At 67.3% G+C, this 25,970-nt stretch carries 17 protein-coding genes and 1 tRNA gene; 5 read left to right on the top strand and 13 right to left on the bottom strand.

From position 1 onward, the window contains the following. Positions 1–78 precede the first annotated feature (78 nt). Positions 79–2,481, top strand: coding sequence for a zinc-dependent metalloprotease (locus ACNFJ7_RS07685; protein WP_019367791.1), 2,403 nt, complete (start codon positions 79–81; stop codon positions 2,479–2,481). Positions 2,482–2,503: 22 nt separating this feature from the next. Here the strand turns inward: ACNFJ7_RS07685 and ACNFJ7_RS07680 are convergent, their stop codons facing one another. The 8 genes from ACNFJ7_RS07680 to ACNFJ7_RS07645 all read right to left on the bottom strand — a co-directional run bounded on the left by ACNFJ7_RS07680 (position 2,504) and on the right by ACNFJ7_RS07645 (position 10,955). Beyond that, on the bottom strand, positions 2,504–3,079 hold the full coding sequence (locus ACNFJ7_RS07680; protein WP_019367792.1) for a DUF6683 family protein: 576 nt from the start codon (positions 3,077–3,079) through the stop codon (positions 2,504–2,506). Between the two features lie 386 nt (positions 3,080–3,465). Then, positions 3,466–3,783 (bottom strand): DUF3325 family protein, encoded by a 318-nt coding sequence (locus ACNFJ7_RS07675; RefSeq protein ID WP_019367794.1) that lies wholly within the window; start codon positions 3,781–3,783, stop codon positions 3,466–3,468. Next, positions 3,780–5,270 carry a PepSY-associated TM helix domain-containing protein gene (locus ACNFJ7_RS07670; protein WP_019367795.1) on the bottom strand — a complete coding sequence of 497 codons (1,491 nt, stop codon included), beginning with the start codon at positions 5,268–5,270 and terminating at the stop codon, positions 3,780–3,782. Before ACNFJ7_RS07670 ends, ACNFJ7_RS07675 begins: the two co-directional genes overlap by 4 nt. Further along, positions 5,267–5,566 carry a hypothetical protein gene (locus ACNFJ7_RS07665; protein ID WP_019367796.1) on the bottom strand — a complete coding sequence of 100 codons (300 nt, stop codon included), beginning with the start codon at positions 5,564–5,566 and terminating at the stop codon, positions 5,267–5,269. The genes ACNFJ7_RS07670 and ACNFJ7_RS07665 overlap by 4 nt, the downstream gene beginning before the upstream one ends. A gap of 8 nt (positions 5,567–5,574) precedes the next feature. Beyond that, positions 5,575–7,701, bottom strand: coding sequence for a TonB-dependent siderophore receptor (locus ACNFJ7_RS07660; protein WP_019367797.1), 2,127 nt, complete (start codon positions 7,699–7,701; stop codon positions 5,575–5,577). Between the two features lie 137 nt (positions 7,702–7,838). Continuing rightward, positions 7,839–9,656 (bottom strand): rhamnogalacturonan lyase, encoded by a 1,818-nt coding sequence (locus ACNFJ7_RS07655; protein ID WP_019367798.1) that lies wholly within the window; start codon positions 9,654–9,656, stop codon positions 7,839–7,841. A gap of 122 nt (positions 9,657–9,778) precedes the next feature. Beyond that, entirely contained in the window at positions 9,779–10,399 is a 621-nt protein-coding gene (locus tag ACNFJ7_RS07650) for a PEPxxWA-CTERM sorting domain-containing protein (protein WP_019367799.1), read from the bottom strand. Positions 10,400–10,433: 34 nt separating this feature from the next. Then, a complete protein-coding gene (locus ACNFJ7_RS07645) occupies positions 10,434–10,955 on the bottom strand; it encodes a hypothetical protein (RefSeq protein ID WP_037512741.1) in 522 nt (173 codons plus the stop codon). 300 nt (positions 10,956–11,255) lie between these two features. Here ACNFJ7_RS07645 and ACNFJ7_RS07640 point away from each other — a divergent pair. Further along, positions 11,256–11,331, top strand: a tRNA-Thr gene (locus tag ACNFJ7_RS07640). Positions 11,332–11,389: 58 nt separating this feature from the next. Here the strand turns inward: ACNFJ7_RS07640 and ACNFJ7_RS07635 are convergent. Both ACNFJ7_RS07635 and ACNFJ7_RS07630 read right to left on the bottom strand, forming a co-directional pair. Beyond that, the gene (locus ACNFJ7_RS07635; RefSeq protein WP_019367801.1) at positions 11,390–12,439 is read right to left on the bottom strand and encodes a phytase; all 1,050 of its coding nucleotides are present in this window, start codon (positions 12,437–12,439) and stop codon (positions 11,390–11,392) included. Beyond that, on the bottom strand, positions 12,439–15,222 hold the full coding sequence (locus tag ACNFJ7_RS07630) for a TonB-dependent receptor (RefSeq protein ID WP_058805460.1): 2,784 nt from the start codon (positions 15,220–15,222) through the stop codon (positions 12,439–12,441). Before ACNFJ7_RS07630 ends, ACNFJ7_RS07635 begins: the two co-directional genes overlap by 1 nt. Before the next feature lie 225 nt (positions 15,223–15,447). Between ACNFJ7_RS07630 and ACNFJ7_RS07625 the strand changes: the two genes are divergently transcribed. Beyond that, positions 15,448–18,789: a PAS-domain containing protein gene (locus ACNFJ7_RS07625; protein WP_236704509.1), complete on the top strand. Its 3,342-nt coding sequence runs from the start codon at positions 15,448–15,450 to the stop codon at positions 18,787–18,789. A 9-nt stretch (positions 18,790–18,798) separates the two neighbouring features. Here ACNFJ7_RS07625 and ACNFJ7_RS07620 read toward each other — a convergent pair whose 3' ends face one another. The 3 genes from ACNFJ7_RS07620 to acs all read right to left on the bottom strand — a co-directional run bounded on the left by ACNFJ7_RS07620 (position 18,799) and on the right by acs (position 22,681). After that, positions 18,799–20,028 (bottom strand): hypothetical protein, encoded by a 1,230-nt coding sequence (locus tag ACNFJ7_RS07620; protein WP_019367804.1) that lies wholly within the window; start codon positions 20,026–20,028, stop codon positions 18,799–18,801. A gap of 86 nt (positions 20,029–20,114) precedes the next feature. After that, complete coding sequence (locus ACNFJ7_RS07615) at positions 20,115–20,735, bottom strand: response regulator transcription factor (protein WP_019367805.1); 621 nt, start codon at positions 20,733–20,735, stop codon at positions 20,115–20,117. Beyond that, positions 20,735–22,681, bottom strand: coding sequence for an acetate--CoA ligase (acs, locus tag ACNFJ7_RS07610; protein WP_019367806.1), 1,947 nt, complete (start codon positions 22,679–22,681; stop codon positions 20,735–20,737). The genes ACNFJ7_RS07615 and acs overlap by 1 nt, the downstream gene beginning before the upstream one ends. A 183-nt stretch (positions 22,682–22,864) precedes the next feature. Here acs and ACNFJ7_RS07605 point away from each other — a divergent pair, with 183 nt between their 5' ends. Together ACNFJ7_RS07605 and ACNFJ7_RS07600 are read left to right on the top strand one after the other, a co-directional pair. Then, a complete protein-coding gene (locus tag ACNFJ7_RS07605; RefSeq protein ID WP_019367807.1) occupies positions 22,865–24,262 on the top strand; it encodes a DcaP family trimeric outer membrane transporter in 1,398 nt (465 codons plus the stop codon). A gap of 14 nt (positions 24,263–24,276) precedes the next feature. Continuing rightward, complete coding sequence (locus ACNFJ7_RS07600) at positions 24,277–25,947, top strand: MFS transporter (protein ID WP_026008822.1); 1,671 nt, start codon at positions 24,277–24,279, stop codon at positions 25,945–25,947. Positions 25,948–25,970 lie beyond the last annotated feature (23 nt).

Genomic DNA, 25,970 nt, shown 5'->3' with positions numbered 1-25,970 from the left:
TGTCCATTATTGACGGGATGCACAATGGCTTTGCCGATAGAATGCGGCGACGCAGCACCAAAATGGGGAGATCGACGTATGTGGCATGGCGGCGGAGTAGCGTTGGCGCTGGTGCTGACGGCCATGGCGGGCCTGCCTGCGCGCGCACAGGACGCGCCGCTGCTGCCGGTGAAGGCCATGCCGGCCGATGGCCGCATCCTGTTCACCTTGCCCGCGCCCGATGCGCAGGGCGTCGCCGGCCGATTTCTTTATGCGACGACGATGCGCACCGGACTCGGCTCGGCCAATCTGCGGATCGACCGCGGCATGGTTGGCGGCGAACAGATCCTGGCGTTTCGCCGCATCGGCAAGAAGGTGGCGGTGACGTTCGAGAACTGGCGCTTCCGCGCCACTGGCGACGCGGCGGTGGCGGAAGGCGGGCGCACCAGCTTTCCGTTCAGCGTGATGGCGATGCTCGACGTGGTCACCACCGGCCCGGACGGATCGCTGACGGTCGACATCGCGCCGTTCCTGACGCGCGACACGGTGGGGCTGGCCGATGCGCTCAATGAAGGCGGCAAGGGCTATCGGCTGGCTGAGGCGCTGAGCGCCGCCGACCCGAGTTCGGTGAAGGCGTTTCCCGACAATATCGAAATCGATGCGCTGCAGACCTATCAGAGCGGTACGCCGGGGCGGGAAATCTCGACCATCGCCAGCGAGCCGCGGCAGATCGGCTTCATCGTCCATCACAGTTTCGTGCGGTTGCCGGGGCCGGGCTTTCAGGTCCGCCGGTTCGACACGCGATCGGCGGCGGGCGGCGAGCGCTTCTACGATTACGGCAGCCCGCTTGGCGAAGATGTGGTCCAGCAATTCGCCAACCATTTCCGCCTAGAGAAGACCGATCCCGCCGCGCCGCGCTCGCGGGTGAAGAAGCCGATCGTCTTCTATGTCGATCGCGCCGCGCCGGAGCCGATCCGCACCGCGCTGGTGGAAGGCGTCAATTATTGGCGCGCGGCGTTCGACAAGGCCGGGCTGATCGATGCGTTCCGTGCCGAAGTGCTGCCGGAAGGCGCCGATCCGATGGACGTGCGCTACAACATGGTGAACTGGAGCAACCGGCTGACGCGCGGCTGGTCCTATGGCGGCGGCATCGTCGATCCGCGTACCGGCGAGATCGTGAAGGGCAATGTCGTGATCGGCGCGCTGCGCGTGCGGCAGGACATGGTGATCTTCGAGGGGCTGGTCGGCACCGCGCAGAACAACAGCGGCGGCCCCAACGATCCGGTCCGCGTCTCGCTGGATCGTATCCGGCAGCTCGGCGCGCACGAGGTGGGCCACGCAATCGGCTTCATGCACAATTTTGCGGCCAGTACGCAGGAACGCGGTTCGGTGATGGATTACCCCGGCCCGCGCATCAAGCTGACGGGCGGCAGAATCGACCTGTCCGATGCCTATGCCAAGGCGGGAGGCGCCTGGGATGATTTCACCGTCGACTGGCTCTATGGCCAGCCCGCGCCCGGCGTCGACCCCGATGCGGCGGCGCGCGACAAGGCGTTGGCGGCACAGGCGCGGGGGCTGCGCTTCGTCACCGATGTCGACGGACGATCGCCGGATATGCCGAGCCCCTGGGGAAGCATGTGGGACGACGGCCCCGATCCGGTCGCGTCGCTGCGCCACATGCTGGCCGTACGGCAGGTGGCGATCGCCAATTTCGGGCCCGACGTGCTGCGCAAGGACGAAGCGCTAGCCGACCTGCGCCGCAAGTTCGTGCCGGTGTGGCTGCTGCATCGCTATGACGTGGACGCGGCGGGCAAGCTCGTCGGCGGGATCGATTCCGATTATGCGGTCGCCGGAGACAATCATCCGCCGGCCAAGCCCGTGCCTGCCGCCACCCAGCTGGCGGCGATCGATGCGCTGATGGAGACGCTCGCCGCGCCGAGGCTGACCGTGCCCGATCGGCTGGTGATGCCGCTTTCCGCCGCGATCAATGGGCGCAGCGACCCGCAATTCGACCAGGAAGTGTTCCGTAACGCCGGTTCGTTCGCGTTCGACCCCCTGGTGGCGGCCGACATCGCGGCGCAAGTGCCGCTGGACAGTTTGCTTGCACCTGCGCGATTGGCCCGGCTGTTCGAACAGCATCGACGCGATCCGGCGATGCCCGGCGTGGAACTGCTGCTCGACCGGCTGCAGGCGGCGACCGTAACCGCGCGCCGCGATGCGGTGGGTCGGCGGATCGCCTATCGCGCGGTGCTGACGATCGCCCGTGCGGCGCGCGATCCCGCAATCAGCCCGGACGTTGCGGCGCTGCTGGAAGATCGGCTCCGCACGATCGCCGCCGTCCTGCCCGCCACGGGCGACGGGCAGGACGGCGCCTGGGCGCGGCATCTGGCAGGGCTGCTGCGTGACAAGGAAGCGCTGCAACGCGAACTGGACAAGCGCCAGGCGGTGCCTGCCGTTCCGCCGGGCATGCCGATCGGCGACACCGGCTGGTTCGACGATTGAGATCGCAGCCGGGGGCGAACGCTCAGCGCAGCATGAGGCCCGTGGTGCCGATCCGCACCCGGGAAGCGTCCACGCCGAGCAGTTCGCCCAGATAACGCTTTCCGGCCTGGCGCAGTTCGGCGGATCGGGCGGGATCCGGCTGCGCCTTGAGCGCCTCTCGGGTGGCGGCCAGATAGGTCGCCAGGATCGCCATGGTCACCCGCGGTTCGGCCGCGTGCGCTTCGGCACCCGCCGCGGCGACCGGGCCGCGTAGCTGGGCATGGAGCCGGCGGAACGCGGCGTCGTCCAGATCGGTATCGGCATAGGCCATGTAGCTGGCGGCGATCAGCGCTGCGGTGGCGCCGTCCGGATCGCCGGCAGGGATGCCCAGCTGGCGTTCGAGCCGGCCATAACTGCCGTACAGCTCGACAAAAATCCGTCGAGCCTTGTCGCGTTCGCCGGCAGCGAAGCCGCTGGCGAGGCGATCGGCCACGCGCTGGACCTGTTCCTGCCGGATGGCGGGCGCCGGCGAGCGCGGCGTCGCAACCGGAGGGCGGGGGCTTCGCAGCGTATCGGCTGCGTCGTCGTGGAACAGCTGCTTCTGCGATCGCCGCAGCATTTCCGCCGCCTGGTTGTTGAAGACTCAGTTATCGAACGTGCCCGGCGCGAACCATTCCTGTGCCGTCGCGGGGACGCTAGCGACGAACAATGCGGCGATCGCCAGGCCTGGATGTTTCATGCGCACGCTCCCGATGCAGTTCCGCCATCGACCGGCGCAGCTGTGCCGATCTGTTTGTGACAAGGCACGCCGGAACCGGTGAACCGTTGCGCCCTGCGCCGTACCGGAGCGGACATGTCGCGCGTGGCGGGTTCCGGCACTCACGTCGATCGGAGGGCCGGGCCGCATGATCGGCCAGGACGTTTTCACCATGAGCGACAACGCTCCACCTAGTGGTTGCCGCATCTTTCGACTCGTCGACCGTAAGGGGTCAACTTGAAAGCACTTTAGCCGACCAGCCCGGCCACCACGGCGAGCACGCCCAATGCCGCCGCGCCGCGGGCCAGCCGCGCGTCGTACGTCAGGCCCAGCAGGATCAATGCGGCGGCGAGCGGCAGCAAGCCGACCCATGTAACCAGCGCGAGCGGCCAGGACGGCGCGCACAAGCACGCGGCGAGCGCGGCCAGCAGCGCGGCCCAGCCCGCGAAGCGCAGCCGATGGGAGGGGAGGCGGAGACCGGCCGGGCCCAGCAGCGCGGGCGCATGGCGCGGCATGGCGGCCGCGAGGGCGAAGAAGCCGAGCACGGTGAGACCCGCTGCGATCATGCGAGTTGCGCCCGGGCACGGCGGCGGGGAGCCGGGGCGGGGCGGCGCCATTGCCGCCACGCGAGCCATGCGGTGGCGGCAGCGGTTGCCAGCAGGGTGAGGCTCATGCCCGTCTGCACGCTATCGGCAAAGGCGCCGCCGGGAAGTGCGGCGGCGGCACAGCCGAGCGCCAGCAGCGAGAGCAGCAGCGGCCAGCTCCGCTTCGGCGCGAGCATCGCGCCGAGCAGCACCGCCGCCCCTGCGCTCCACAGGGCAGCCGAGCCTTCCGCCTCGGCGCGGCCCGCCATCCCGAGCGGCAGCAAGCGGTTGGCCAGCAGGAAGGCGACGCAACCGATCGGGACGCCGGCCAGCACGCCGGCATTGAGCCGTTCGATGATGCGGTTGCCGCGGCTCAATGGAGCGCGTTCGCGGCGCTTGACCACCCACAGCACCATGCCGCTCGCCACCGCCAGCGTCAGCATCGCGCCGCACAGAAAGTAAAGCCAGCGCGTCGCGAGCGGGGCAAAGCGGGCGAGGTGGAGGCCATAAGCCACGCCATAGGTTTGCAGCGCCGGGCGATTCTCGGTGAAGTCGGCGAGGACGCGACCGGTAACGCCGTCGAAGCTGATCGCGCCGGCGGCATAGGCGATCTGCCGGGCGTCGTCGCGGAACATCGTTACCGTCGCGGCGGCGTCTCCGGGATGCGCGACCGTCACGCGGCCGACCGGATGGCCCAGCCGGCGCTCGGCTTCGCGCAGCATGGGGGCAAGCGGCGCCAGCTGCGCGGGCTTGCCGGCAGCGGGGCGATCAACCTGGCCGGGCTGAAAGGCCTGGAACATGGCGGCCATGTCCTGCCCGTAGTTGGCGCTGAGCGCCCACGGCATGTTGAGCGTCGCCAGCGCGAGCAGGCCGGTGAAGCTGATCATCACGTGAAAGGGCAGGGCCAGCACGCCGAGCGCATTGTGCCCGTCGAGCCAGGAACGCTGGCCCTTGGCCGGGCGGAAGGTGAAAAAGTCCTTGAAGATGCGCCGGTGCGCGATGATGCCGGTGATCAGCCCGAGCAGCAGCACCATTGCCGCCAGCGACGCGAGCAGCCGGCCCCAGGGATAGGGCAGTTCGAGTTCGAAATGCAGGCGGTAGAAGAACTCGCCGCCCAGCGTCTCGCGCGGTGCGGGCGCGCCGGTGACCGGATCGAGCGCGCGGTAGACGAAGCCCGTACCGGGATCGTAGGTGGCCTCGACCGTGTTCATGCGGTCGCCCGGCAAGGTGAGATACCAGCCGAACGACTTGGGTGCGGCCTTGGAAAGCCAGCCGGTGGCGGCGGCGAGCGCGGCGGCGCGATCGGCCACCGCCGTCGTCTCGGGGCGCATCCAGCGGCCGATTTCCGGCTTGAAGACGCTGAGCGTGCCGGCGAGGCACATCACGAACAGCACCCAGCCGAGCAAGAGCCCGGTCCAGCCGTGCAGCCAGGCCATGGCCTGGCGGGCGCCTTCGCGCACCACGCTCATGCCGACGGCACGCCCGCGGCCCAGGCGATGCCCGCCAGCAGCGCCGCGGCGGCGAGCGTGCCGCCCAGCGCACGCAGCGGCCCGGGCGCCAGAAAGGCCCAGAGGGTCGCCACCGGCGCGACGAAGAAGGCCAGCATCGTCGCGGAGACGGCGGCGTCCAGCCGATCCATCGGCAGGGTGCGCGCCGCCGCCGCCGCGAAGCAGGCCGCGATCAGATAGGCGCCGAGGCTGCCGGCGAGGGCGCGCGTCGCGATATTTGCTCGGTACCCCCAGCCACGACGGAGATGCGCGCCCATGCCGATCCTCAATAGCTGAAGGTGATGCTGCCCAGCACGCTGCGCGGCGCTGCGTAGAAGGCCTGGCCCCACATGATGCTGCCCAGATATTTGCTGTCGGTGACGTTGCGGACGTTGATCGCGGCGCGGACATGGTCGACCACGCGGATGCTGCTCATCAGATCGAGCACGGCATAGTCTCCCTGCCGGACCAGGAGATCCGGGCTGCGGATCGCATTCTGCCAGCGGAGCTGCGCGCCGACCTTCAGGTCGCGCAGGTCGGGCACCGCATAGGTGGTGGCCAGCTTCAGGCTCTTGGTGGGAAGGAACACACGCGCGGGCGCCCCGGCTTCGTCCTCGATGTCGAGGCCGGTATAGCCGCCGCTGACCGTCCAGTTGTCCGTCACCTTGCCGGCGAGTTCGAGTTCGAAGCCGCGCGCGGTGGTGTCCACGCCGGTGTAGTAGCTGCCGCCGGGCTGGCCGGGACCGTCGGGGCCGAACTGCCCCGCGAAGGTCGCCAAGCCCTTTTGCTTGGCGCGGAACAGCGAGGCGGTGGCGTAGAGCCGGCCGCCAAACCATTCGCTCTTCACGCCGCCTTCGATGCTGGTGCCGGTGACCGGCGCCAGGCGCCGGGCGTTCGCATCGACTTCGATCTGCGGATTGAAGATGTTGGTGTAGCTTGCGTAGAGCGAGACGTTGCGCGTCAGATCATAGGTAAGGCCAGCATAGGGGCTGAAATCGCTGTTCTTGCGATACTGATCAGCGCCGTAGGAATCGCCCTCCGACTTCAGCCAGGTGGCGCTGCCGCCGATCACGGCCTTCAGCCGATCCGTGAGGTTCAGATGCGCGGCGCCATAGGCGCGGGTGACTTCGGTGCTGGTATCGGCGCCCAGCGTGATCGGCAGGGTGCCCGGATCGGCAATCTGCACGCTGCTGAGGTTCGGCACGGCAGGATAGGTGACCGAGCTCGTGCCCGGCCCCTGCAACTGGAGATCATCGATGCGGCCGGTCGAGACGCCGAAGGTCAGCTGATGCTCGCGGCCGAACAGGTGGACGGGGCCCGACGCGGTCGCGTCGCCGAAATACTGGTCGTTCTCGGAAGGGTAGAGGCCGACCTGGCCAGTCAAGCCGAGCCCCGTCGCCTTGTTCGGCGCCCCGAAGGCGTAGAGCAGCTTGGCTTTCTGCTTGTTGTTGACATAGGTGAACACGCCCTTGGCCTGCCACCCGTTGCCCAGATCATAGGCGAGTTCGCCAAAGGCGCGCTGATCGGTGTTGTCCCAATAGGTCCAAGGCGCCGACGTCGTGGCCGAGCGCGCATAGGGAATGCGGCTGCCATCCGAATAGGTGAGGGGAAGCGCACCCCACAGCACGCCGTCCGAATTGTTTTCCTGGCGGCTGTAGCCGATCGTGGCAGTGAGCTGCGGCGTCACCTTCCAGGTGGTGACCAGGCCGTAGACGTCGCGATTGTTGCTGTTGTAATCGAGATAGCTGTTCCGTTCCTCATGCGCATAGACGGCGCGGACGGCCAGCGTGTCGGTGAGGGGCACGGACACATCCGCTTCCCCGCGCCAGCGGCTCCAGGAGCCGACTTGGGCGGTCGCTCGCACCTGTAGCGATTCCGTCGGCCGCTTGCGCACATAGTTGATCGTGGCGGACGGATTGCCGACGCCGGTCATCAGCGCGTTGGAACCCCTGATCACCTCCACCCGATCGAACAGCACGGTGTCGAGATCGCCATATTGAATGCCGTAAGGCACCGGCAGGCCGACCCCGTCGATCTGGAAGACGGTAATGTCGAAGCCGCGCGAGTTGTAATAGGTACGATCCGTCTCGGCACGCTCGACATTGATGCCGACAGTCTGATCGAGCACATCGTTGATGTTGGTAAGCTGAAAATCCTGGATGCGCGCCTGATCGATGATCGTGATCGACTGCGGCGTCTCCCGCGGAGTTAGGGCCAGGCCGGTGGCGCTGCGCGAGGGCTGGTTGGCTGCGCCGGTGACGACGATCTGGTCTTGCTGGTCGGCCGCTTTGTCACTCTCGCCCTCAGGGCCGGCGAACGCTGTGCCGGGCAGCGCGAACAGCGCGGAGGTGAGGAGGGCGGTACGCAGTGTCGACGGCATGATCCAGCTTTTCCCTTTGGGCTTTCGTTCCATGGGCGGCCCAATAAAGAGACTGGGTGTTGCGAGTCAAACGCATTATCATTCTCAACCTGTGCAAAATCTGCGTTTCGATTGCCCAGGCTGCTTGGGCCATCGCCGCCCGCTGGGGTGCGGCGATGGCTCCGCATAGCTCAACGAACGGCGTCGGGGAGATTGTAGCTGGTGTGAGGGGGCTGATTATAGGCGGTATTCTGCCAGGCCACGCCTTCGCGATAAACCCGGTCGTGCATCAGTGTCGTGAGCTTGTGCGTGGTCAAATAGGGCGTCGCGAAAATGCGCAGCCTGGTGCTGTCCGCGCTCGGCAGGATTACTTCCTCGCGCCAGTCGCCCAGAATGTCCGCTTGCAGCGAAGGCGTCGCCTTCGTGCCGTTGTTGGATTTGGAATCCGCGAACGCCACGAGCGTTTCGATGCGCGAGGTGTTCCAGTTCCACTTGCTGATCGTGACGTTGTCGAGCAGTTCGCGCAGCGTATCGCCGTCCCAATAGATGGCGAAGTTCGTCGGACCTGGCTTCGTGGTCGAGATTTCCTGCCCCGTGGCGGTGCGCAGCGAGCTGCGCGACGACCAATTCTCGGCACCGCGATAGCGCGGGTCGATGTCGGCGGCGAGCCCGCGGCCATTGTCCGAGCTGGCGGTTGCCGACCACAGCACGGCGCCGGTGCGCGCATCCAGCATGGCCGTGCCGATCCCGCCGTTCGAGCCGGGCGATTCGTGCACGCCGAACTTTTCCAATCCCGGCCGATCGGGGTTGAGATCGCCGACATGCATCGCGTCGCCATGCCCCAGCTTCTGGCCGGTGGAGGAGCGGGCGGACCATAGCGCGCTGCCGTTATCGTCGATGGCGAGCGAGCCATAGATGATCTCGTCGCGGCCGTCTGCGTCGACATCGGCGATGCTGAGATTGTGGTTGCCCTGGCCGGTGTTGGGATTGGAAGACGTGTTGACGCCGCTGTCGAACAGCCAACGCTGCGTCAGCTGTCCATTGCGGAAGTCCCAGGCGGCGATCGCCGTCCGCGTGTAATAGCCGCGAGCCATAACGATGCTGGGGCGCTGACCGTCGAGATAGGCGGTCGCCGCGAGGAAGCGATCGACGCGGTTGCCGTAATTGTCGCCCCAGATCGCGTTGAGCTGTGCCGGCGTGGGGTTCTGCGTATCGGGGTGGCGGCCGACGACATAGTTGACGGTTGAAAGCGCCCGTCCGGTCGTGCCCTGGAACACGGTGAGGAATTCCGGGCCGGACAGCACATAGCCCGCCGAATTACGCCAATCGGCATTGGCATTTCCGATCACCCGGCCTTCGCCGTCCACCGTGCCGTCCGCCGTCTTCATCACGACTTCGGCGCGGCCATCGCCGTCATAGTCGAATACCTGGAACTGGGTGTAGTGCGCCCCTGCCCGGATATTGCGCCCCAGATTGATGCGCCACAGGCGACGTCCGGCCAGGGTGTAGGCATCGACGAGCACCGGCCCGGTCAGGCCGCTCTGGCTGTTGTCCTTGGCGTTGGTCGGCTCCCATTTGAGCACGATCTCGTACTTTCCATCGCCGTCGAGGTCGCCGACGCTGGCGTCGTTCGCCTCATAGGTGAAGGCGCTGGAGGCGCCGCCTGGGCCGGTGACGGTACCGCCGGCGGGCTTGTCCAGCATGATGACGCCGGCGCCGTTGGCCCAGACCGGCGCGGTGAAGGCGCGATCCTGCTCCACGCCGTTGACGACGACCTTGATCGCATAGACGTCGTTCGCACCGCCCGAGGCATCGACATAGTTGGTCGGCCCGGTCAGCGGCTGCGCGTTCAGCTTCTGGTTGTTCCGGTAGAGATTGAAGCCGGTCGAGGCGGTATCGCTGGCCAGCAGGCGCCAGCTGACAAGGTTTCCGCCCTGGGTGGAGGGTACCGCAACCACCCCGCGATCAAGACGTTCGACCTGCTGCGCAGCTGCAGGCTGGGATAGCATCGTTGCGCCGAGGGCAAGCAGTGAACTGCCGCAGATATGCCGCGCTGAACTCATCATGGCATGCTTCTCCTGAATTGGACGGTGTCGGGTGACCCGCCCTTGATGGTGATGCTGTGGGGCGGTCAGGCGGCGCGGAGGGCTGCTTGCCCGCGGCGCCGGCGCAGGGCGCCACCCGCCGCCCCGAACCCGATGGTGAGGATCGCCCAGGCAGCCGGCTCGGGCACCGCGGCGAAGGTCACGCTGCCGTTGAAGGCGCGGCTGGGGACGATGCCGCCGAACGCATCGGCGCCATATCCGACCTGCAACGTCACCGGACCGCTGGATGCCAGCGCCGTGCCCGGCGCCTCGCTGCTGTTCGAGTAACGGACGGAAAAGGCCCCGCCATCAGTGATGTAGAAGCCGTGCGTTCCCGCAGAGAGCAGCAGATCGGTGAGATCGAGCGTGGTGCCGATGCCCTCGCCGGCGGTGGTCAACGCATCGAAGCTGCCGATCAGCGTCCACGCCGCCGGATCGGCGATCGCCGCATCGACGCCGCCGGCATGATGGTAGACGCGATAATCGAACGTGCCGAAATCGGCGTGAATGTCGAACGACTGCAGCAGGAAGCCCGAGGTGCTGGCGAGATTGAACATGACCCCGTCATTGCCGTTGCCGCCGGCATAGCCCGCGTACAGGGTCGCCGCGTGGGAACCGGAGGGCACCAGCAGCATCATGCCGGCGAGGATGGACATCAACTTGGTCATGCGTTTTTCTCCCTGACGAAATGGCGCCGCCCGTTCACGCCCCGGCGACGGGCAGTTGGCCGAGACGCGCCGCTTCGCGCTCCTCCGGCGTTGGTGGTTCGCCTGCCATGGAGGCGCCGACGGCGAGTTCGGCCGCGCTGCGTTCTCCGGAGGGCGGCTGCGGCTCCGGACGCAGACCGCGCAGCGGCGCCGGCACAACCTCGCCGGACCCGCCCAGGCGTTGCGGCAGATCGATGCGAAGACGCTGGTCGCCATCGGCAAGGATAACGTGGCCGCGTGCGACGGAGGCAAGCAAGACGGCGCCGCGGACGACATCGCCCTGGCGGACCCAGCGAGGCGCCTCGCCATGTTGCGCCAGCAGCGCCGCCGGGGCCGGCGACAGGTCGATGCCGTGCAGTTCGAACGCGTGCAGCGGCGAGAGCGCTGCGGCCGATTGCACCAGGGATGCCGACCGCGCATCCGAGGCGGGCGCTTTGATCTGCACCATGCCGGGCGGGTCGTCGGCGTCCGAAACGGCGCCGCTCCCGGCCCATAAGGCCGCGGCCGCCAGGATCAATCCGGCACAGATCCACCCCTGCTGCCGCGCCCATCGTACGCGCACGGCAGCCTTGCCACCTGCATCCATCTCCAACCTCGCTCGGCATTTGTGCCAATTATCGAGTCGTCGTTCCAATTATTGAAAATTTGTACAGGAGCGGCGAGGTCATATCAATATGGGACAAGCGGGCGTGTGGTTGCTTTTCTATGCTAGCCGATCGGCTGAGCGCGATGCCTAGAAAGGGCGGTTACGGCTTGACCGAGCCGCGCAAACCGCTCAGAGGCGGGCAGGTCGCAGTGACGCCGATTGGGCGGGCATGCCGGTTTAGCTCAGCTGGTAGAGCAGCGGTTTTGTAAACCGAAGGTCGCGGGTTCGATTCCTGCAACCGGCACCACCGAAAATCTTCGTTCGGGCAGAGAGGCGGGCGCCGAGGCTATCGGCGCCCGCTGCGCTCAACGCAGGCCCAGTGCGGCCTTGATATCGCCCCAGGCGGTGAGCTTGAAGTTCTGCGCGGCAGGCGGGTTGATGCCGTCCTGCGCAATGAACAGGCCGCCGGGGAAAGCGGGTCCGAAATCTCCGACCATCAGCTCGATGCCGTCGGTCTGCTCGGTACTGCCGAAGGTGCCGGCGCCGACGCGGAAGCGGCCGACATAGGCATCGTCGGCGAGACGATAGACCGCATAGGCGTTGTCGCCCTGGCTGGAGACGAGCAGATAGCCGCCATCGTCCGGCCCCTCCGCAGCGATCGCCACGCCTTCGGCATCGGCGACGATGCCCTGGCCGTCGGCGGCGGCGACGCGGATCGGCTGGGTGCTGCCCTCCGGCCGCGCATCGAAGCGCCACAGCCCGACATCCTCCTCTGCGACGTAGAGGCGATGGGTGCGGGGATCGACGACGCAGCCTTCCGACTGGGTGGCGAGCTTCATCGTGCGGACCAGCGTGCTCTTCGGGGCGGCCCCGGTGAGATCGAGCGCGACCTGTCGGATCGTGCCGTCCTTCAACACGTTGAACGCATAGAGCGCCTGGTCCGTGCGGTAGAGGCAGGCGCCATAGGCTTCGCCAGGGCCGGCGGAGACCTTGCCGAGCGGCGTCAGCGTCGCGGTGGCCGGATCGAGCCGGAACAGCGCGAGCATCGCGTTTGCCGGATCGTTGCGGTCGCTCGCCGCGACGAGGATGCCCGCCGCGCCGAGATCGCGCAGGTCGACATTGTTGACCCGGCCGGCATTGAGGAACGCGCGCTGCCTGCCCTGCAGATCATAGACGTACAGGCCGGCCTGCTTGTCGGTGCCGACGATCAGGCTGGCGGCGGGATTCGCGGGGTTGCGCCAGATCGCGGGATCGTCGGCGGCATCGGCATTGGCAGTACGCACCGCCTGCGTCTCGGCCCGTGCCACCACCGACGCGGTGGGCAGGGGCGAGAAGGCAGGACGGGCCGCCGTCGTGCAGCCGGCGACGGACAGCGCGACCAGGCTGGCGAGCGCGAGGGCGGAAGCGCGGCGCATCAGAAGTTGACCCGCACGCCGGCAGCGTAACGGCGGCCGAAGCGCTCCCATTCGATCGTCTGCGACTTGATCGTCGGGGTGGGCGTGCCGGTGGCGGTGAGCAGGTTGCCCGGCTCGGCATAGCGGCGGCCCGGCTGATCGAGCACGTTCTGCACGTCGACATAGACTTCGAAGCGCTTGGTGATCGCATAGCGCGCCGAAATGTCCATCTCTTCGTCCGCCGCCCAATAGGTATCGCCGGCGTCGGTGAGATCGTCGGCGATCGTGTCCAGCCAGTCGCTGCGGCGCTGGTACTGGACGCGGAGCGACAGGCCGTATTTTTCGTAATAGCCGCCGATATTGTAGACCATGTCCGACGTGCCGGGCAGGCGCACCCTGCGCGCCGGGACCGCGCTGCCCAGGGCCGGCTTCGTCACCTGACTGTCGTTGAGCGTCACGTTGGCGGAGATGCCGAAGCCGCCCATCCAGTCCGGCAGGCCCAGCGCGTTCGTCCAGGGCTCGAGCTGCAGCTGCGCTGCCGCCTCGGCGCCGAAGATGCGCCCATCGCCGCCATTGGTGATGCCGGTGAAGACATAGGCGGAGCGATCGATGCCGTTCGTATCCAGCGCGTTCGAGCCGAAGGTGCGCGACTGGCGGTACAGCACGTCTTCCACCCGCTTGTAGAAGACGCCGGCCATCAGATAGCCCTGCGGGCGGAGATACCATTCGAAATAGCCGTCGACGCCATAGGCGCGCTCGGGCTTCACCGCAGGGTTGCCGCCGGAGATCGTCTGGTTGGGATCGTTGATCACGACGTTCGGGCGGAGCTGGTCGTAATCGGCGCGCGCGGCGCCCGAGTTGAACGACAGGCGCAGCTTCTTGGTATCGTCGACATTGTAGTTGATGTGGAGGCTGGGGAAGGCGAGCGTCTGGCTCGACTCCGCCGTGACCAGGCCGGTGGTGGTGCCCAGCGTCGCCACGGCCTTGCCGCGATTCTCCAGCCGCTCGACACGGACGCCGCCGAGGATCGAGCCCCAGTCGTAGCGCAGCGTGCCCATCAGATAGCCGGCATAGATGCGCTCGCGCACGTCATAGTTGTTCGCGGTGTTGGGCGTGAACGCGTATTGGCCGCGCGCCGAATTGGCCACGGCGCGCATCTTGTCTTCGTCGAAATAGCGGAAGGTATAATCCATCGGCAGCGCGCCGGCGAACGGCTCGTCGAGCGAAAAAGCGGCGTAGTTGGTGGGAATGCCGACGCTGGCAAGCTGGGCTGAGGTGTTGAGCAGGATCTGCTTTTCGTCCGCCACCTTGGTCCGCTGATCGAACTGGAAGCCGGCCTTGAACACCGCATCGCTGCCAAGGAAGCGGGCCTCGCGCGACAGCACCAGCCGGCCGGTATAAGCCTTGGTGGTGTCGATCGCGTCGAGCACGGTGAGCGACGACGGCGCCTTGGTGAAGCTGTCGACCGCCACCACGCGGGTACCGGCCGAATAGCGGGTGGGGCCGCTTAGCTGGATCGTGTTGAACAGCAGCAGGCGCGAGCGGTTCGGATCGCTGAAATCATAGCCGACGGTGGGGCGCAGCGTGCGGGTGCTGGGGCTGTCCCACGCGATTTCGCCGACGACCGAGCGATCGTCCTTCGATTCGGTGTAGTTGCCCACCCAGGAAAGATGCCAGCCCGGTGCGAAATCATGCTCGCCGACCACGCTGTTGGTGAAGATCGACTGGCGGAAGGCGCGCAGAGTGGAGCGCTGGCGAATGTCGATGCCGTAGATCGTGCCGCGCTGGGGCGTGTTGCCGATGCACACATCGGCATAGCCGGTGGTGGTCGGCGTCGGATTGGCGGTGCGGGCGCAATCGGTGGTGCTGGAGACGAGATCGCTCTGCCGATCGTCCAGGTCGAAGCGGTAATTGTCGCGCGCTTCGTCGTCCTTGAAGATGGTGTAGATCGAACGCAGCGAGATAGTGTTCTGATCGTCGGGCTTGTAGTCGACGCGACCCGAGGCCGACCAGTTGCGGCGGGTGAGGCGATAGAGCTTGTTCTCGGCTTCCGCCGCCCAGAAGCGCGTGGCGTTCCCAGGACGCTGATCCTGCGAGACGCGCTCGTAATCGGTCTCGAAATTGTCGGTGATCATGCCGCGCTGGAAATAGCTGCCCGACACCAGCACGCCGAGTTCGCCTTCGCCCACCTTGAAGCGTTGCGACGCCACGGCCGACGCTTCGTACTGCTTGCGGTCGCCCAGTTCGGCGATGCCGTAGCCCGCCTTGCCGGCGAAGTGCGCTCCGCTGTAGTCGAACGCCGAACGGGTGACGACGTTGACATTGCCTGCTACCGTTTCGCCAGTCATGTCCGGCGTCACCGCCTTGGAGACGATGATCTGCGAGGCGATCGCCGACGGGATCGAATCGAAGCGCGCATCGCGGCCTTCGGGGCTGACCACGGTGATCCCGTCGAACGACAGCGTCGTCCAGTAGTTGGGCGAACCGCGCAGCGAAATGTAGCGCGCCTGGCCCTGATCGCGCTCGACGGCGATGCCGGGCAGGCGGCTGGCGGCCTGGGCGATGTTCTGATCGGGCAGGCGGCCGACACTGTCTGCGGCAGACACGGTAACAAGCGAGTCCGACGCGCGCTGGATGCGCAGCGCGAGCGATTCCGATTCAGCGATCGGACGCGCGCCGGTGACGATGATTTCCTGCGGAACGTCGTTTTGCTGCTGCGTCGTCTGCGCGGTCGCGGCCGTTGCGAAGATGCACGCCAATACGCTCGCGCCGGACGCGAGCAGCCCCTTGGTCTGCGATGTCATTGAAGCCCCCTGAATCAGCTTTGTTTGCGGAGGCCGGTATGCTTGCTGCACGTCAATCTCGTTGCGTTTCCGCAACAGTTTTGTGACAGAGTCCAGTCGCGAGACACATCGCAGCCACTCCCTGCGGGAGACAGGTTTCGACGTGTGCAGCGCCGATATCGGCGGCTTTACCCTTGCGCCGGGCGGGGTGCCGGGCCCTAATGGCGGCGGAGAGGAGCCTGGGCCATGCCGGATATGCCGGCACCGTTACTCATTATCGCCGCCATCGCCTTTGCATCGGCGATGTTCCTGCTCGCCGGCTATGTCGAGCGGCGGCGCGCGCGGTTCGCCGCCGGGCGCTGGCGGGCGAGCGCGTATGCGTTGGGGCTGGGCGTCTATTGTACCAGCTGGACCTTTTACGGCGCGGTCGGCAGTGCAGCCTATGACGGCTGGAGCTATCTGCCGATCTACCTGGGGCCGGCGCTGCTGTTCCTGCTGGCACCTCGGCTGCTCGTCCGCATCGCCGAGGCCGCGCGCGAGGAAGGTGCGACCAGCGTTTCCGATCTGATCGGCGCGCGTTTCGGCAGGAGCCGCGGGCTTGCCGCACTGGTGACCGTGACCGCGACGCTGGGCGTAATCCCCTATATCGCGCTGCAGCTTCGTTCGATCGGCCAGGCGTTCGCGCTGGTCAGCGGATCGGGCCATGCCTTTGTGGCGATGCTGACGGCTGCACTGCTGCTGGCGCTGTTCGCATTGCTGTTCGGCACGCGGCGTTTCGATCGGGCCGGGCGCAACGAGGGTCTGCTGTACGCCACGGCGGCGGAATCGGTGTTCAAGCTGCTGGCGCTTGCCGCTGTCGCCGGGCTGGCCCTTACGCTGTTGCTGGCGGCACCGGGCGCGGGGCGGACGAGCGTCGCTGCACTGGGCCGGCTATTTGCACCCGAACGTTTCGCCGGCGAGACGCTGGTGATCGCAGCGCTGGCGATGGCGGCGGTGCTCGCGTTGCCGCGCCAATTCTATATCGGCGTGATCGAGGCACGGTCGCCCGCGGACATCTCCCGGGCGCGCTGGCCGTTCATCGGCTATCTGCTCGCCATGGCGCTGCTGGTGCCGCCGATCGCTATTGCCGGACTGGCGCTGGTGCCGGCGACGGTGCCGCCCGATGCCTATGTGCTGGCGCTGCCGCTATCCGCCGGCATGCCCTCGCTGGCGCTGCTGGCGGCGCTGGGCGGATTTTCGGCGGCCACAGCGATGGTGGTGGTGGAGACGATCGCGCTCGCCACGATGATCTCAAACGATCTGATCGCCCCGCTGGTGCTGCGCCAGGCGCGGCTTGCCAGCCAGCCGGATCTGGGCGGGCTGCTGCTGCGAGTGCGGCGAGCGTCTGTGGTGGTTGTGATCGGCATGGCGCTGGCCTGGGCGCAGGCGGTACCCGCCGACTACCGGCTCGCCTCGATCGGACATATCGCCTTTGCAGCGATGGCGCAGTTCGCGCCGTTACTGCTGCTCGCGGCGCAGCGGCGCCATGGCGATGCGCTTGCCGCGATCGTGGCGCTGGCGACGGGGCTGGTGCTTTGGCTCTACACGCTGGCGCTGCCGCCGATCCTGCCGCCCGCGCTGCTGGCGGCGCTGGCCGGCAGCCCGATCGATCCGCGCCACCTGCTGGGCATCGGTGCGATGTCGCCGCTGGTGCACGGCGTGGTCTGGAGCCTGGGTGCCAATCTGGCGGTGTTCGCGCTGCTTTCGGCGCGCGGGATCGGCGCATCGCTGCCGCGCCTGCCGCTGCGCCAACGGGTGGGCACGGTGCACGACATGGCCGGGCTGATTGCCTTTACCGGTCGTTTCGTGGGACAGGAGCGAGCGGCGACCACCTTCGCCGGCAGCGCGGCGGACGCCCCAGTGGGCGCGGCGGAGGCGCGGCGAGCGGAACGGCTGATCGCGGGCGTGGTGGGCGCGCCTTCGGCACGGGCGCTGGTCGCATCGGCGCTGGCCGGCGAGCGGCTGGGGCCGGAGGACGTCGCCCGGATGCTCGACGCCAGCGGGCAGAGCCTGCAATTCTCGAAATCGCTGCTCGCCGCGACGCTGGAGAATATCGACCCCGGCGTGAGCGTGATTGACGACGATCTGCGGCTGATCGCCTGGAACAGCCGCTATATCGAACTGTTCGATTATCCCCCCGGCATGGTGCGGGTGGGCACGCCGGTGGCCGATCTAATCCGGTTCAACGCCGAACGCGGCGATTGCGGCCCCGGCGAGATCGAGGCGCATGTCAGCCGCCGGCTCGCCCATCTGCGGCGCGGCGCCTCGCACAGCTTCGAACGCACGCGTTGGGATGGGCGCGTGCTCAAGACCGTGGGCGGGCCAATGCCGGGCGGCGGCTATGTGATGTGCTTCACCGACATTACCGCCGAAGCGCAGGCGCGCGCCGGGCTGGAACGGGCGCGTGCCGAGCTGGAGACGCGCGTGGCGGAGCGCACCGCCGCACTGCGCCGGCTGAACGCCGATCTTGCGGCGGCGACGCGCGACAAGACCCGCTTCCTGGCCGCCGCCAGCCACGACCTGCTCCAGCCGCTGCATGCCGCCCGCCTGTTCGCGGGGGCCCTGGACCATAGCGGCCCCGATGCCCCGATCGTCGCTCGTGTCGAGCAGTCGATCGGTGCGGCCGAAGAACTGCTCCGCGCGCTGCTCGACATCTCCAAGCTGGATGCCGGTGGTGTCGTGCCCGCGATCCAGCCCGTGGCGCTCGTACCGCTGCTGGCCGATGTGGTCGCATCATTCCGCCCGATCGCCGAGGAAGCCGGACTCGCGTTGCGGCTGGGCCCGGCGGCCGGCGCCGTGCTGGCGGACCCGGTGCTACTCCGATCGATCGTGCAGAACTTCGTCTCGAACGCGGTGCGCTACACCGGCACCGGTGGCGTGCTGGTGGGCGTGCGGCCTGCCGGTGCGTGCCTGCGCATCTGCGTCGTCGATACCGGCCCCGGCATTCCGGAAGACAAGCAGGCGGCAATCTTCCGCGAGTTCGAGCGGCTGGGCACCAGTGGCACCAGCGGCGTGGGGCTGGGCCTAGCGATTGTGGAGCGCAGTGCCCGGCTGATCGGAGGCACGATCGGGCTGCGCTCGCGTATCGATCGGGGCAGCATGTTCAGCATCGCCCTGCCGCGCGCGGAAGCGCCGTCCGTATTGCCGTCATTGCCCCCCGCCACGGCGCTGCCACCTGTCGCCGCCCGGCACGTGCTGGTGGTGGATGACCGGAACGAGATCCGCGAGGCGGCGCGGCTGCTGCTGGAACGCGCCGGCCACCGCGTCTACCTTGCCGCCACGGCCGCCGAGGCGATGGCGGCGGTGGCACAGACGGACGTCGCACTGGTCGATTTCCATTTGGGGGAAGGACCGGACGGCATCGACCTGATCGGCCAGCTACGCGCAGCGCGGCCCGGCCTGCGCGCCGCGCTAGTGACAGCGGACACCGAGGAGGCGACGCGGGCCCGCGCCGCCGCCGCGTCCATTCCGCTGATTGCCAAGCCGGTGCAGCCGGCGGCGCTGCTGGCCTGGCTGGCCGAAGCCGAGCGGGCGCTCGCGGCCGAATAGGTGCGTGGCTCAGCGCAGGACGAGTTGCGCCGTGGCGGCCGATTCCGGGTCCAGTCGCTCGAGCAGCGACTGCTGGATGGTGCGGGCAGTCCGCACCACCTTGCCCGCATAGGCCCGCTTGCCGTTGACGATCACGCGCACCGGGCGATCGAGGTCGACCAAGCGGTCCGACAGCCGCAAGGTGGTGCCGGCGGGCACGGTGCCGCTCAGCGTGATCGTCTGCCCGGCGACATCCGCCGTGATCATGTCGCCTTGGTGGGCTGCAGCCGCATCCGGGATCGCGAGCCAGTAGAAGCGCGGGTGCGTCACATCGTCCTGCCGCCACACAATGCGGCGGGGCCAAGGGTTGCGCGTGAAGCCCGCCATCCAGGGCAGCGCTTCCGCATCCTTGCCGCCCATCCAGTGCGGCAGGCCCGGATAAATGCGCGCCATATGAACGTATCCGTCCGGATCGGCCGCGTGCAGCCGGTCCAGCTCGGCATTCTTGTCGGCGGCGAGACGGTTGCGGCCATAGGCCGCGTCGGCGCCGCCCATGAAGATGGCGAAGGGCAGATTGCGCAGCCCGAGCAGCGACGCGTCGTTGGGGTGGCCCGCCATCATCGCGGCTGCGGCAAACCGATCTGCCAGGCGCGGCGCGAGCTGCCACACGCCGTCGCCGCCGGCCGAATAGCCCATCAGGTAGACCTTGTTGGGATCCACGCCGTTGAGCGCCACCTGCGCATCGATCAGTCGCTGGAACAGCGGATCGATATGGCCTTCGTGCCACAGGTTCCAGGTGTCGGTGGGGGCGCGCGGGGCGAGGTAGACGCCCTCCGCAGGCGTATATAGGCGGATCTGGTTGCGCCATTGCTGGTCGTTCACCGCCGGCTCGGCATTGCCGCCGCCATGCATCGAGATCCACAGGCTGCGATGCCCGGGCGCGGCATCGCCAAAGGTCTTGCTCTCCCATTTCAGCGTCTTACCGCCGATGCTGATCTGCTTAGCGGCCATCGCGTTGCCCTCGGCAGCTGCGACTACCCGGGTTCGTGCGGCAGCGAGCAGCGCCAGGGCGCGGCTCGCTTCGGCCTTGGACAAGGGGCGGGCGAGCGCGGGATCGTCGAGGCGACGCGTAGCTTCCGGTCGGGCGAGCCAGGCTTCGATCGCGGCCAGCGGCGCGGCGGCGGAGCGGTCGGGCGGCGGCGCAGCGGCAGCGAGGGGAGCGACGAGGCTGAGGGCGAGGGGGAGGATGATGGCACGCATCGCGGCACCTTAGCCGCGGCGGAGCCCATGTCGAGCGTTTTGGACTGGGTTTGGATGGCTTTTGGTGTTGCGCTGGTCTCGTGTCGTCAGGCCGGGCCGCCGAGGCCGAGTGCGCGCGCGGCGAGCACCGCCTGGGTTCGGTTCTGCACGTCCAGCTTGCGCAGAATGCCGGTCATGTGCGCCTTCACCGTCGCTTCGCTGATGCCGAGATCGAAGGCGATCTGCTTGTTCAGTCGTCCCGCAAGCACGCCCAGCAGGACCTTGAGCTGCATCGGCGAGAGGCTGGCGACTTGTCCCGCGACCGGATCGAGCTCCGGGTCCGGCCGGGCGGCGATCGTCTCGCCGGCCAGCGCGCGCGTGATTGCCACTTCGATCGCGGAGAGATCGGCGCCCTTGCCGATGAAGCCTACCGCTCCAAAGGCGCGGACCTGCTGCGCTGCGTCGCCTTCGCTGGCACTGGAGATGACGAGGATCGGCACCGCGGGCCGTTCGGCATGGAGCAACGCCACGCCGGAATAGCCGACGGCGCCGGGCATCTGCAGGTCCAGCAGGATCAGCGCCAGATCCTCGGCGGCCACTGCCGCTTCCACTGCGCGGCCGAGCGTGCCTGCCTCGACGATCCGCGCATCCGGCCGCACGCGGCTGGCCGCCAGGACGAGCGCCTGGCGGAACAGCGGGTGGTCGTCGGCTATCAGGATCGTCGGCATCACGCCGCCACTAGTGGCCTATTCTCCAGCAGGTTGTCGACTACGGAGGGATCCGCGAGCGTCGAGGTGTCGCCCAGACTGCCGATCTCGCCCTCGGCGATCTTGCGCAGGATGCGGCGCATGATCTTGCCGCTCCGCGTCTTGGGCAGGGCAGGGGCGAACTGGATCACGTCCGGCGTCGCGATCGGGCCGATCTCGTGGCGCACCCATTGCACCAGCTCGCGCCGCAGGGTTTCGCTTTCCGCTTCGCCGGCATTCAGCGTGACATAGGCGTAGATGCCCTGGCCCTTGATCGCATGGGGCATGCCGACCACCGCCGCCTCGGCCACCCGGGCATGCGCGACGAGCGCGCTTTCGACCTCCGCTGTGCCCATGCGATGGCCAGAGACGTTGATCACATCGTCGATACGCCCGGTGATCCAGTAATAGCCGTCCGCGTCCCGCCGGCAGCCGTCGCCGGTGAAGTATTTCCCGGGGAAGGTGGTGAAATAGGTCTGGAAGAAGCGTTCGTGATCGCCCCAAACGGTGCGCATCTGCCCAGGCCAGCTGTCGGTGAGGACCAGACAGCCTTCGGTAGCGCCTTCCAGCACGGTGCCGTCATTGTCGACGATCTGCGGCAGCACGCCGAACATCGGCTTGCTGGCGCTGCCGGGCTTGAGATCGGTGGCGCCAGGCAGCGGGGTGATCATCGCGCCGCCCGTTTCAGTCTGCCACCAGGTATCGACGATCGGGCAGCGCCCCTCACCGACGACGCGGTGATACCATTCCCAGGCTTCCGGGTTGATCGGTTCGCCCACCGATCCCAGCAGCTTGATCGAGGCGCGCGAGGTGCGCGTCACATAGTCGTCGCCCTCCCGCATCAGCGCACGCAACGCCGTGGGCGCGGCATAGAAGATGTTGACCTGAAACCGATCGCACACCTGCCAGAAGCGGCTGGCGTCGGGCCAGCTTGGCACGCCTTCGAACATCACGGTCGTGGCGCCATTGGCCAGCGGGCCATAGACGACATAGCTGTGCCCGGTGACCCAGCCGATGTCCGCCGCGCACCAGAAGACGTCGCCGGGGCGATAATCGAACACATATTGGTGGGTCATCGCCACCCAGACCAGATAGCCGCCGCTGGTGTGCAGCACGCCCTTCGGCTTGCCGGTGGAACCGGAGGTGTAGAGGATGAACAGCGGGTCTTCGGCGTTCATCGGTTCGGGCGGGCATTCGGCATCCACGGTTTCGCGAGCGTCGTGCCACCACAGGTCGCGCCCCGCCTGCATGGCCACGGCCGGATTGCCGGTGCGGCGCACGACCAGCACCTTCTGCACGGAGGTGCAATGCGCGAGCGCCTCGTCGACATTGGCCTTGAGCGGTACCGTCTTGCCGCCGCGTAACCCTTCATCGGCGGTAATCACCAGCGTAGAGTCGCAATCCTGGATACGGCCGGCGAGTGCGTCGGGCGAAAAACCGCCGAACACCACCGAATGGATCGCGCCGATCCGCGCACAAGCGAGCATCGCCATCGCGGCTTCGGGGATCATCGGCATGTAGAGCGTTACGCGGCTGCCCTTGCGCACCCCGAGCGCCTTCAGCACGTTCGCCATCCGGCATACTTCACCGTGCAGTTCGCGATAGCTGATCGTGCGCGTGACGCCGGGCGCATCGGCTTCCCACAGGATCGCCGGGCTGTCGCCACGTTCGGCCAGATGCCGGTCGAGGCAGTTGGCCGAGACGTTGAGCATCCCATCCTCGAACCAGCGGATGCCGAAATCGGCTTCGTCGAACGATGTGTTCTTCACCACGGTGAAGGGCTGCATCCAGTCGATCCGCTGTGCCTCCTCGCGCCAGAAGCCGTCGGGATCGCCGGCCGCGCGGGCATAGCGCGCTTCGTAGCGGGCCGCGTCGATGAACGCGCGATCGGCCCATTCTGCCGGAACCTTGTGCGTGATCGTGCTCATAGTGCCTCTCCCATTTTGCCGGAACGGTAAGGCAGCGCACGGCGCGGCGCACCTTGGCCAAAGGTCGAACATCGCGGCCCGGCAGGTTCGACCAAGGTCTATCTGGTGCGAGGACCCGGCTCGCGGCGATGTTGCAAGCTCCGGAAAGACTTGGGGGGATCCGAGCAAGACCGGGAGAGGATTATGCAAGGTTGGAAGCTGGCGCTGCTGGCGGGCACGGCAGCGGCTGGGCTGTCGCCAGCGGCCGCCATCGCCCAGAGCAGTCGCGAGGCGGCGCTCGAAGCGCGGCTGCGGGAATTGGAGCAGGCGGTGAGCGAACTGCGCGGCGAACTCCGGTCGGCGCGTGCCGAACAGGTGCGCACCGCCGCGGCTGCCGAACAGAGCAGCCAGGCAGTGGCTGCAGCGACGCAGGCGAGCGTGGCGACCGAGAAGCGCGTCGCTGCGCTGGAGACGGCGCCCCCGCGCGACGGCTTCCGCATGGGCGGATCGACGGTGAAGCTGAGCGGCTTCGTACGGCTGAACGCCATCGCCACACGGTATAATGACGGCGAGATACCGACGGGTGGACTTGGCAAGGAATTCTACCTGCCGCAGCAAATCCCGGTCGGCGGCGGCTATTCGAGCCGCGACATGCTGCTTTCGGCGCGACAAACGCGCTTGGCGGTCACCGCGACCACGCCCATGAACGGCACCGACATCAAGACGCACATCGAGTTCGACTTCGCGCTGGCAACTGCGCCGGTGGGCGCTCAGCGCGCGACAAACCCCTATGTACCCACCTTCCGGCGCGGCTTCATCGAATATGGCCGATGGCTCGTCGGGCAGGAATGGTCGACCTTCCAGAACGTGGCGGTGCTGCCCGAAAGCACCGATTTCGTCGGGCCGCTGGAAGGCACGGTGTTCAATCGGCAGGGCCTGATCCGCTACACCACGCCATTGCGCGGCGGCAGCAATTTCCAAATCGCGATCGAAAATCCGCAGACTGAAACCGCGCTGCCTTCGGCGGCGGCGCTGGTGGACAACGACCATGAGCGCCTGCCGGACCTCGTCGCGCGGGTGAACTGGAAGACGCGGCTCGGCGACTTTTCGCTCGCCGGCATCGCCCGCGAACTGCACGCGGAAGTTGGCGGAGTGGGCGACAGCGCAGTCGGCTGGGGCGTCTCCGGCGCCGGGCGGGTGCCGATCGGGACGCGCCACGACGTGCGGTTCATGGCCACCTATGGCCAGGGGATCGGCCGGTATCTGGGACTGGGCTATGTGCCCGATGCGCTGTTCGGCGGCACGGCCACCCGCATGGCCAGGATCGACAATTTCGCCGCCTTCGCTGCGCTGAAGCTGGGCTGGACCAATAACCTGCGTTCTACCTTCACCGGCAGCTATCAGACAGCGCAATATCCTGACAGGTTGGCGGTGACGCTGCTTGCCAACAAGGCGGCGTGGAGTGCGGCGGCCAATCTGTTCTGGACGCCGGTGAAGGGGATGGATGTCGGCATCGAGTATCGCCACGGTCAGCGTGAGCTCGTGTCGGGAGACAGTGGTGCGCTCGACCGCATCGAAATGGCCTTTAAATACGGATTTTAACAAGGGAGAGGATGATGGCGACCGCATATGATGACGGGCTTCCCAAGCACCACAGGGCGACGCAGAACGAGAAACTCGTCATCGCCGCTTCGTCGCTGGGGACGGTGTTCGAATGGTATGATTTCTATCTCTACGGTCTGTTGGCGAGCTACATCTCGGCCCAGTTCTTTTCGGGTGTGAACGAGACGACGGGCTTCATCCTTGCGCTGGCGGCGTTCGCGGCGGGGTTTGCGGTACGACCGTTCGGGGCGCTCGTGTTCGGGCGGGTCGGCGATCTGGTCGGGCGCAAGAACACCTTCCTCGTCACCATGGGGCTGATGGGCCTTTCCACCTTCGCGGTGGGTCTGCTCCCCGCCTATGCCACGATCGGGGTGGCAGCGCCGTTCATTCTCGTCGCGCTGCGGCTGATCCAGGGACTCGCGCTGGGCGGCGAATATGGCGGCGCCGCAACTTACGTTGCCGAGCACGCCCCGGACAACAAGCGCGGCCTGTACACCAGCTGGATCCAGACGACGGCCACGCTTGGCCTCTTCGCCGCTCTGCTCGTCGTGATCGGCCTGCGCACCGTCCTGGGCGAGGCAGCGTTCGCCAGCTGGGGCTGGCGCATGCCGTTCCTGATCTCGATCGTGCTGCTCGCCGTTTCGATGTGGATCCGGCTGCAGCTCTCCGAAAGCCCGGTGTTCCAGAAGATGAAGGACGAGGGCACCACGTCGAAGGCGCCGCTGACCGAAGCTTTTGGCAAATGGGGCAATCTGCGCTGGGTGATCATCGCGCTGATCGGCGCAGTCGCCGGACAAGCGGTGGTTTGGTACACCGGCCAATTCTATGCGCTTTTCTTCCTGGAGAAGATGCTGAAGGTGGATGGCGCCACCGCCAATATCCTGATCGCCATCGCGCTTGCGCTCGGCACGCCGTTCTTCGTCATCTTTGGCTGGCTTTCGGACAAGATCGGGCGCAAGCCGATCATCCTCACCGGATGCGCGGTGGCGGCGCTTACCTATTTCCCGCTGTTCGGCATGCTCACCAACGCGGCCAATCCCGCGCTCGCCCGCGCGGTGGCGACGGCGCCGGTTTCGGTGATCGCAAATCCGGCGGAGTGCTCGTTCCAGTTCGATCCGATCGGGCGCAACAAGTTCGACGCGACGAGCTGCGACATCGCCAAGTCCTATCTGGCCAAGGGCGGCATCAACTATCAGAATATCGAGGCGCCTGCCGGAACGGTGGCGCAGATCCGGATCGGCGATGTAAGCTTCGTGGCGCCCAATCCCGCCCAGGTGGCGGGCGCGGACCGCAAGGCGGCGATTACCGACTTCCAGGGACGGGTGAAGGGCGGGCTCGCCGATGCCGGCTATCCGGCCAAGGCCGATCCGGCGCAGGTGAACACCGTGTTGGTGGTAGCGATCCTGTTCTTCTTCGTGCTGCTGGTCACGGCGGTGTATGGCCCCATCGCGGCTATGCTGGTCGAACTGTTCCCCAGCCGCATCCGCTATACCTCGATGTCGCTGCCCTATCACATTGGCAATGGCTGGTTCGGCGGCTTCCTGCCGACCACGGCGTTCGCGATGGTCGCGGCGACGGGCAACATCTATTATGGACTTTGGTATCCGGTGGTGGTCGCCGCCGTTACGGTGGTGATCGGCGTGTTCTTTCTGCCGGAGACGTTCCGCCGCAACATCGAAGCATAAGACTGGCAAGATCCTAAAGGGCG

Origin of the sequence: Sphingomonas sp. HT-1 (assembly GCF_048568905.1) — a bacterium.
Classification (GTDB): domain Bacteria; phylum Pseudomonadota; class Alphaproteobacteria; order Sphingomonadales; family Sphingomonadaceae; genus Sphingomonas.
Note: the sequence above shows the minus strand (reverse complement) of the source record. Positions and strands in the feature narration are given on the sequence as shown.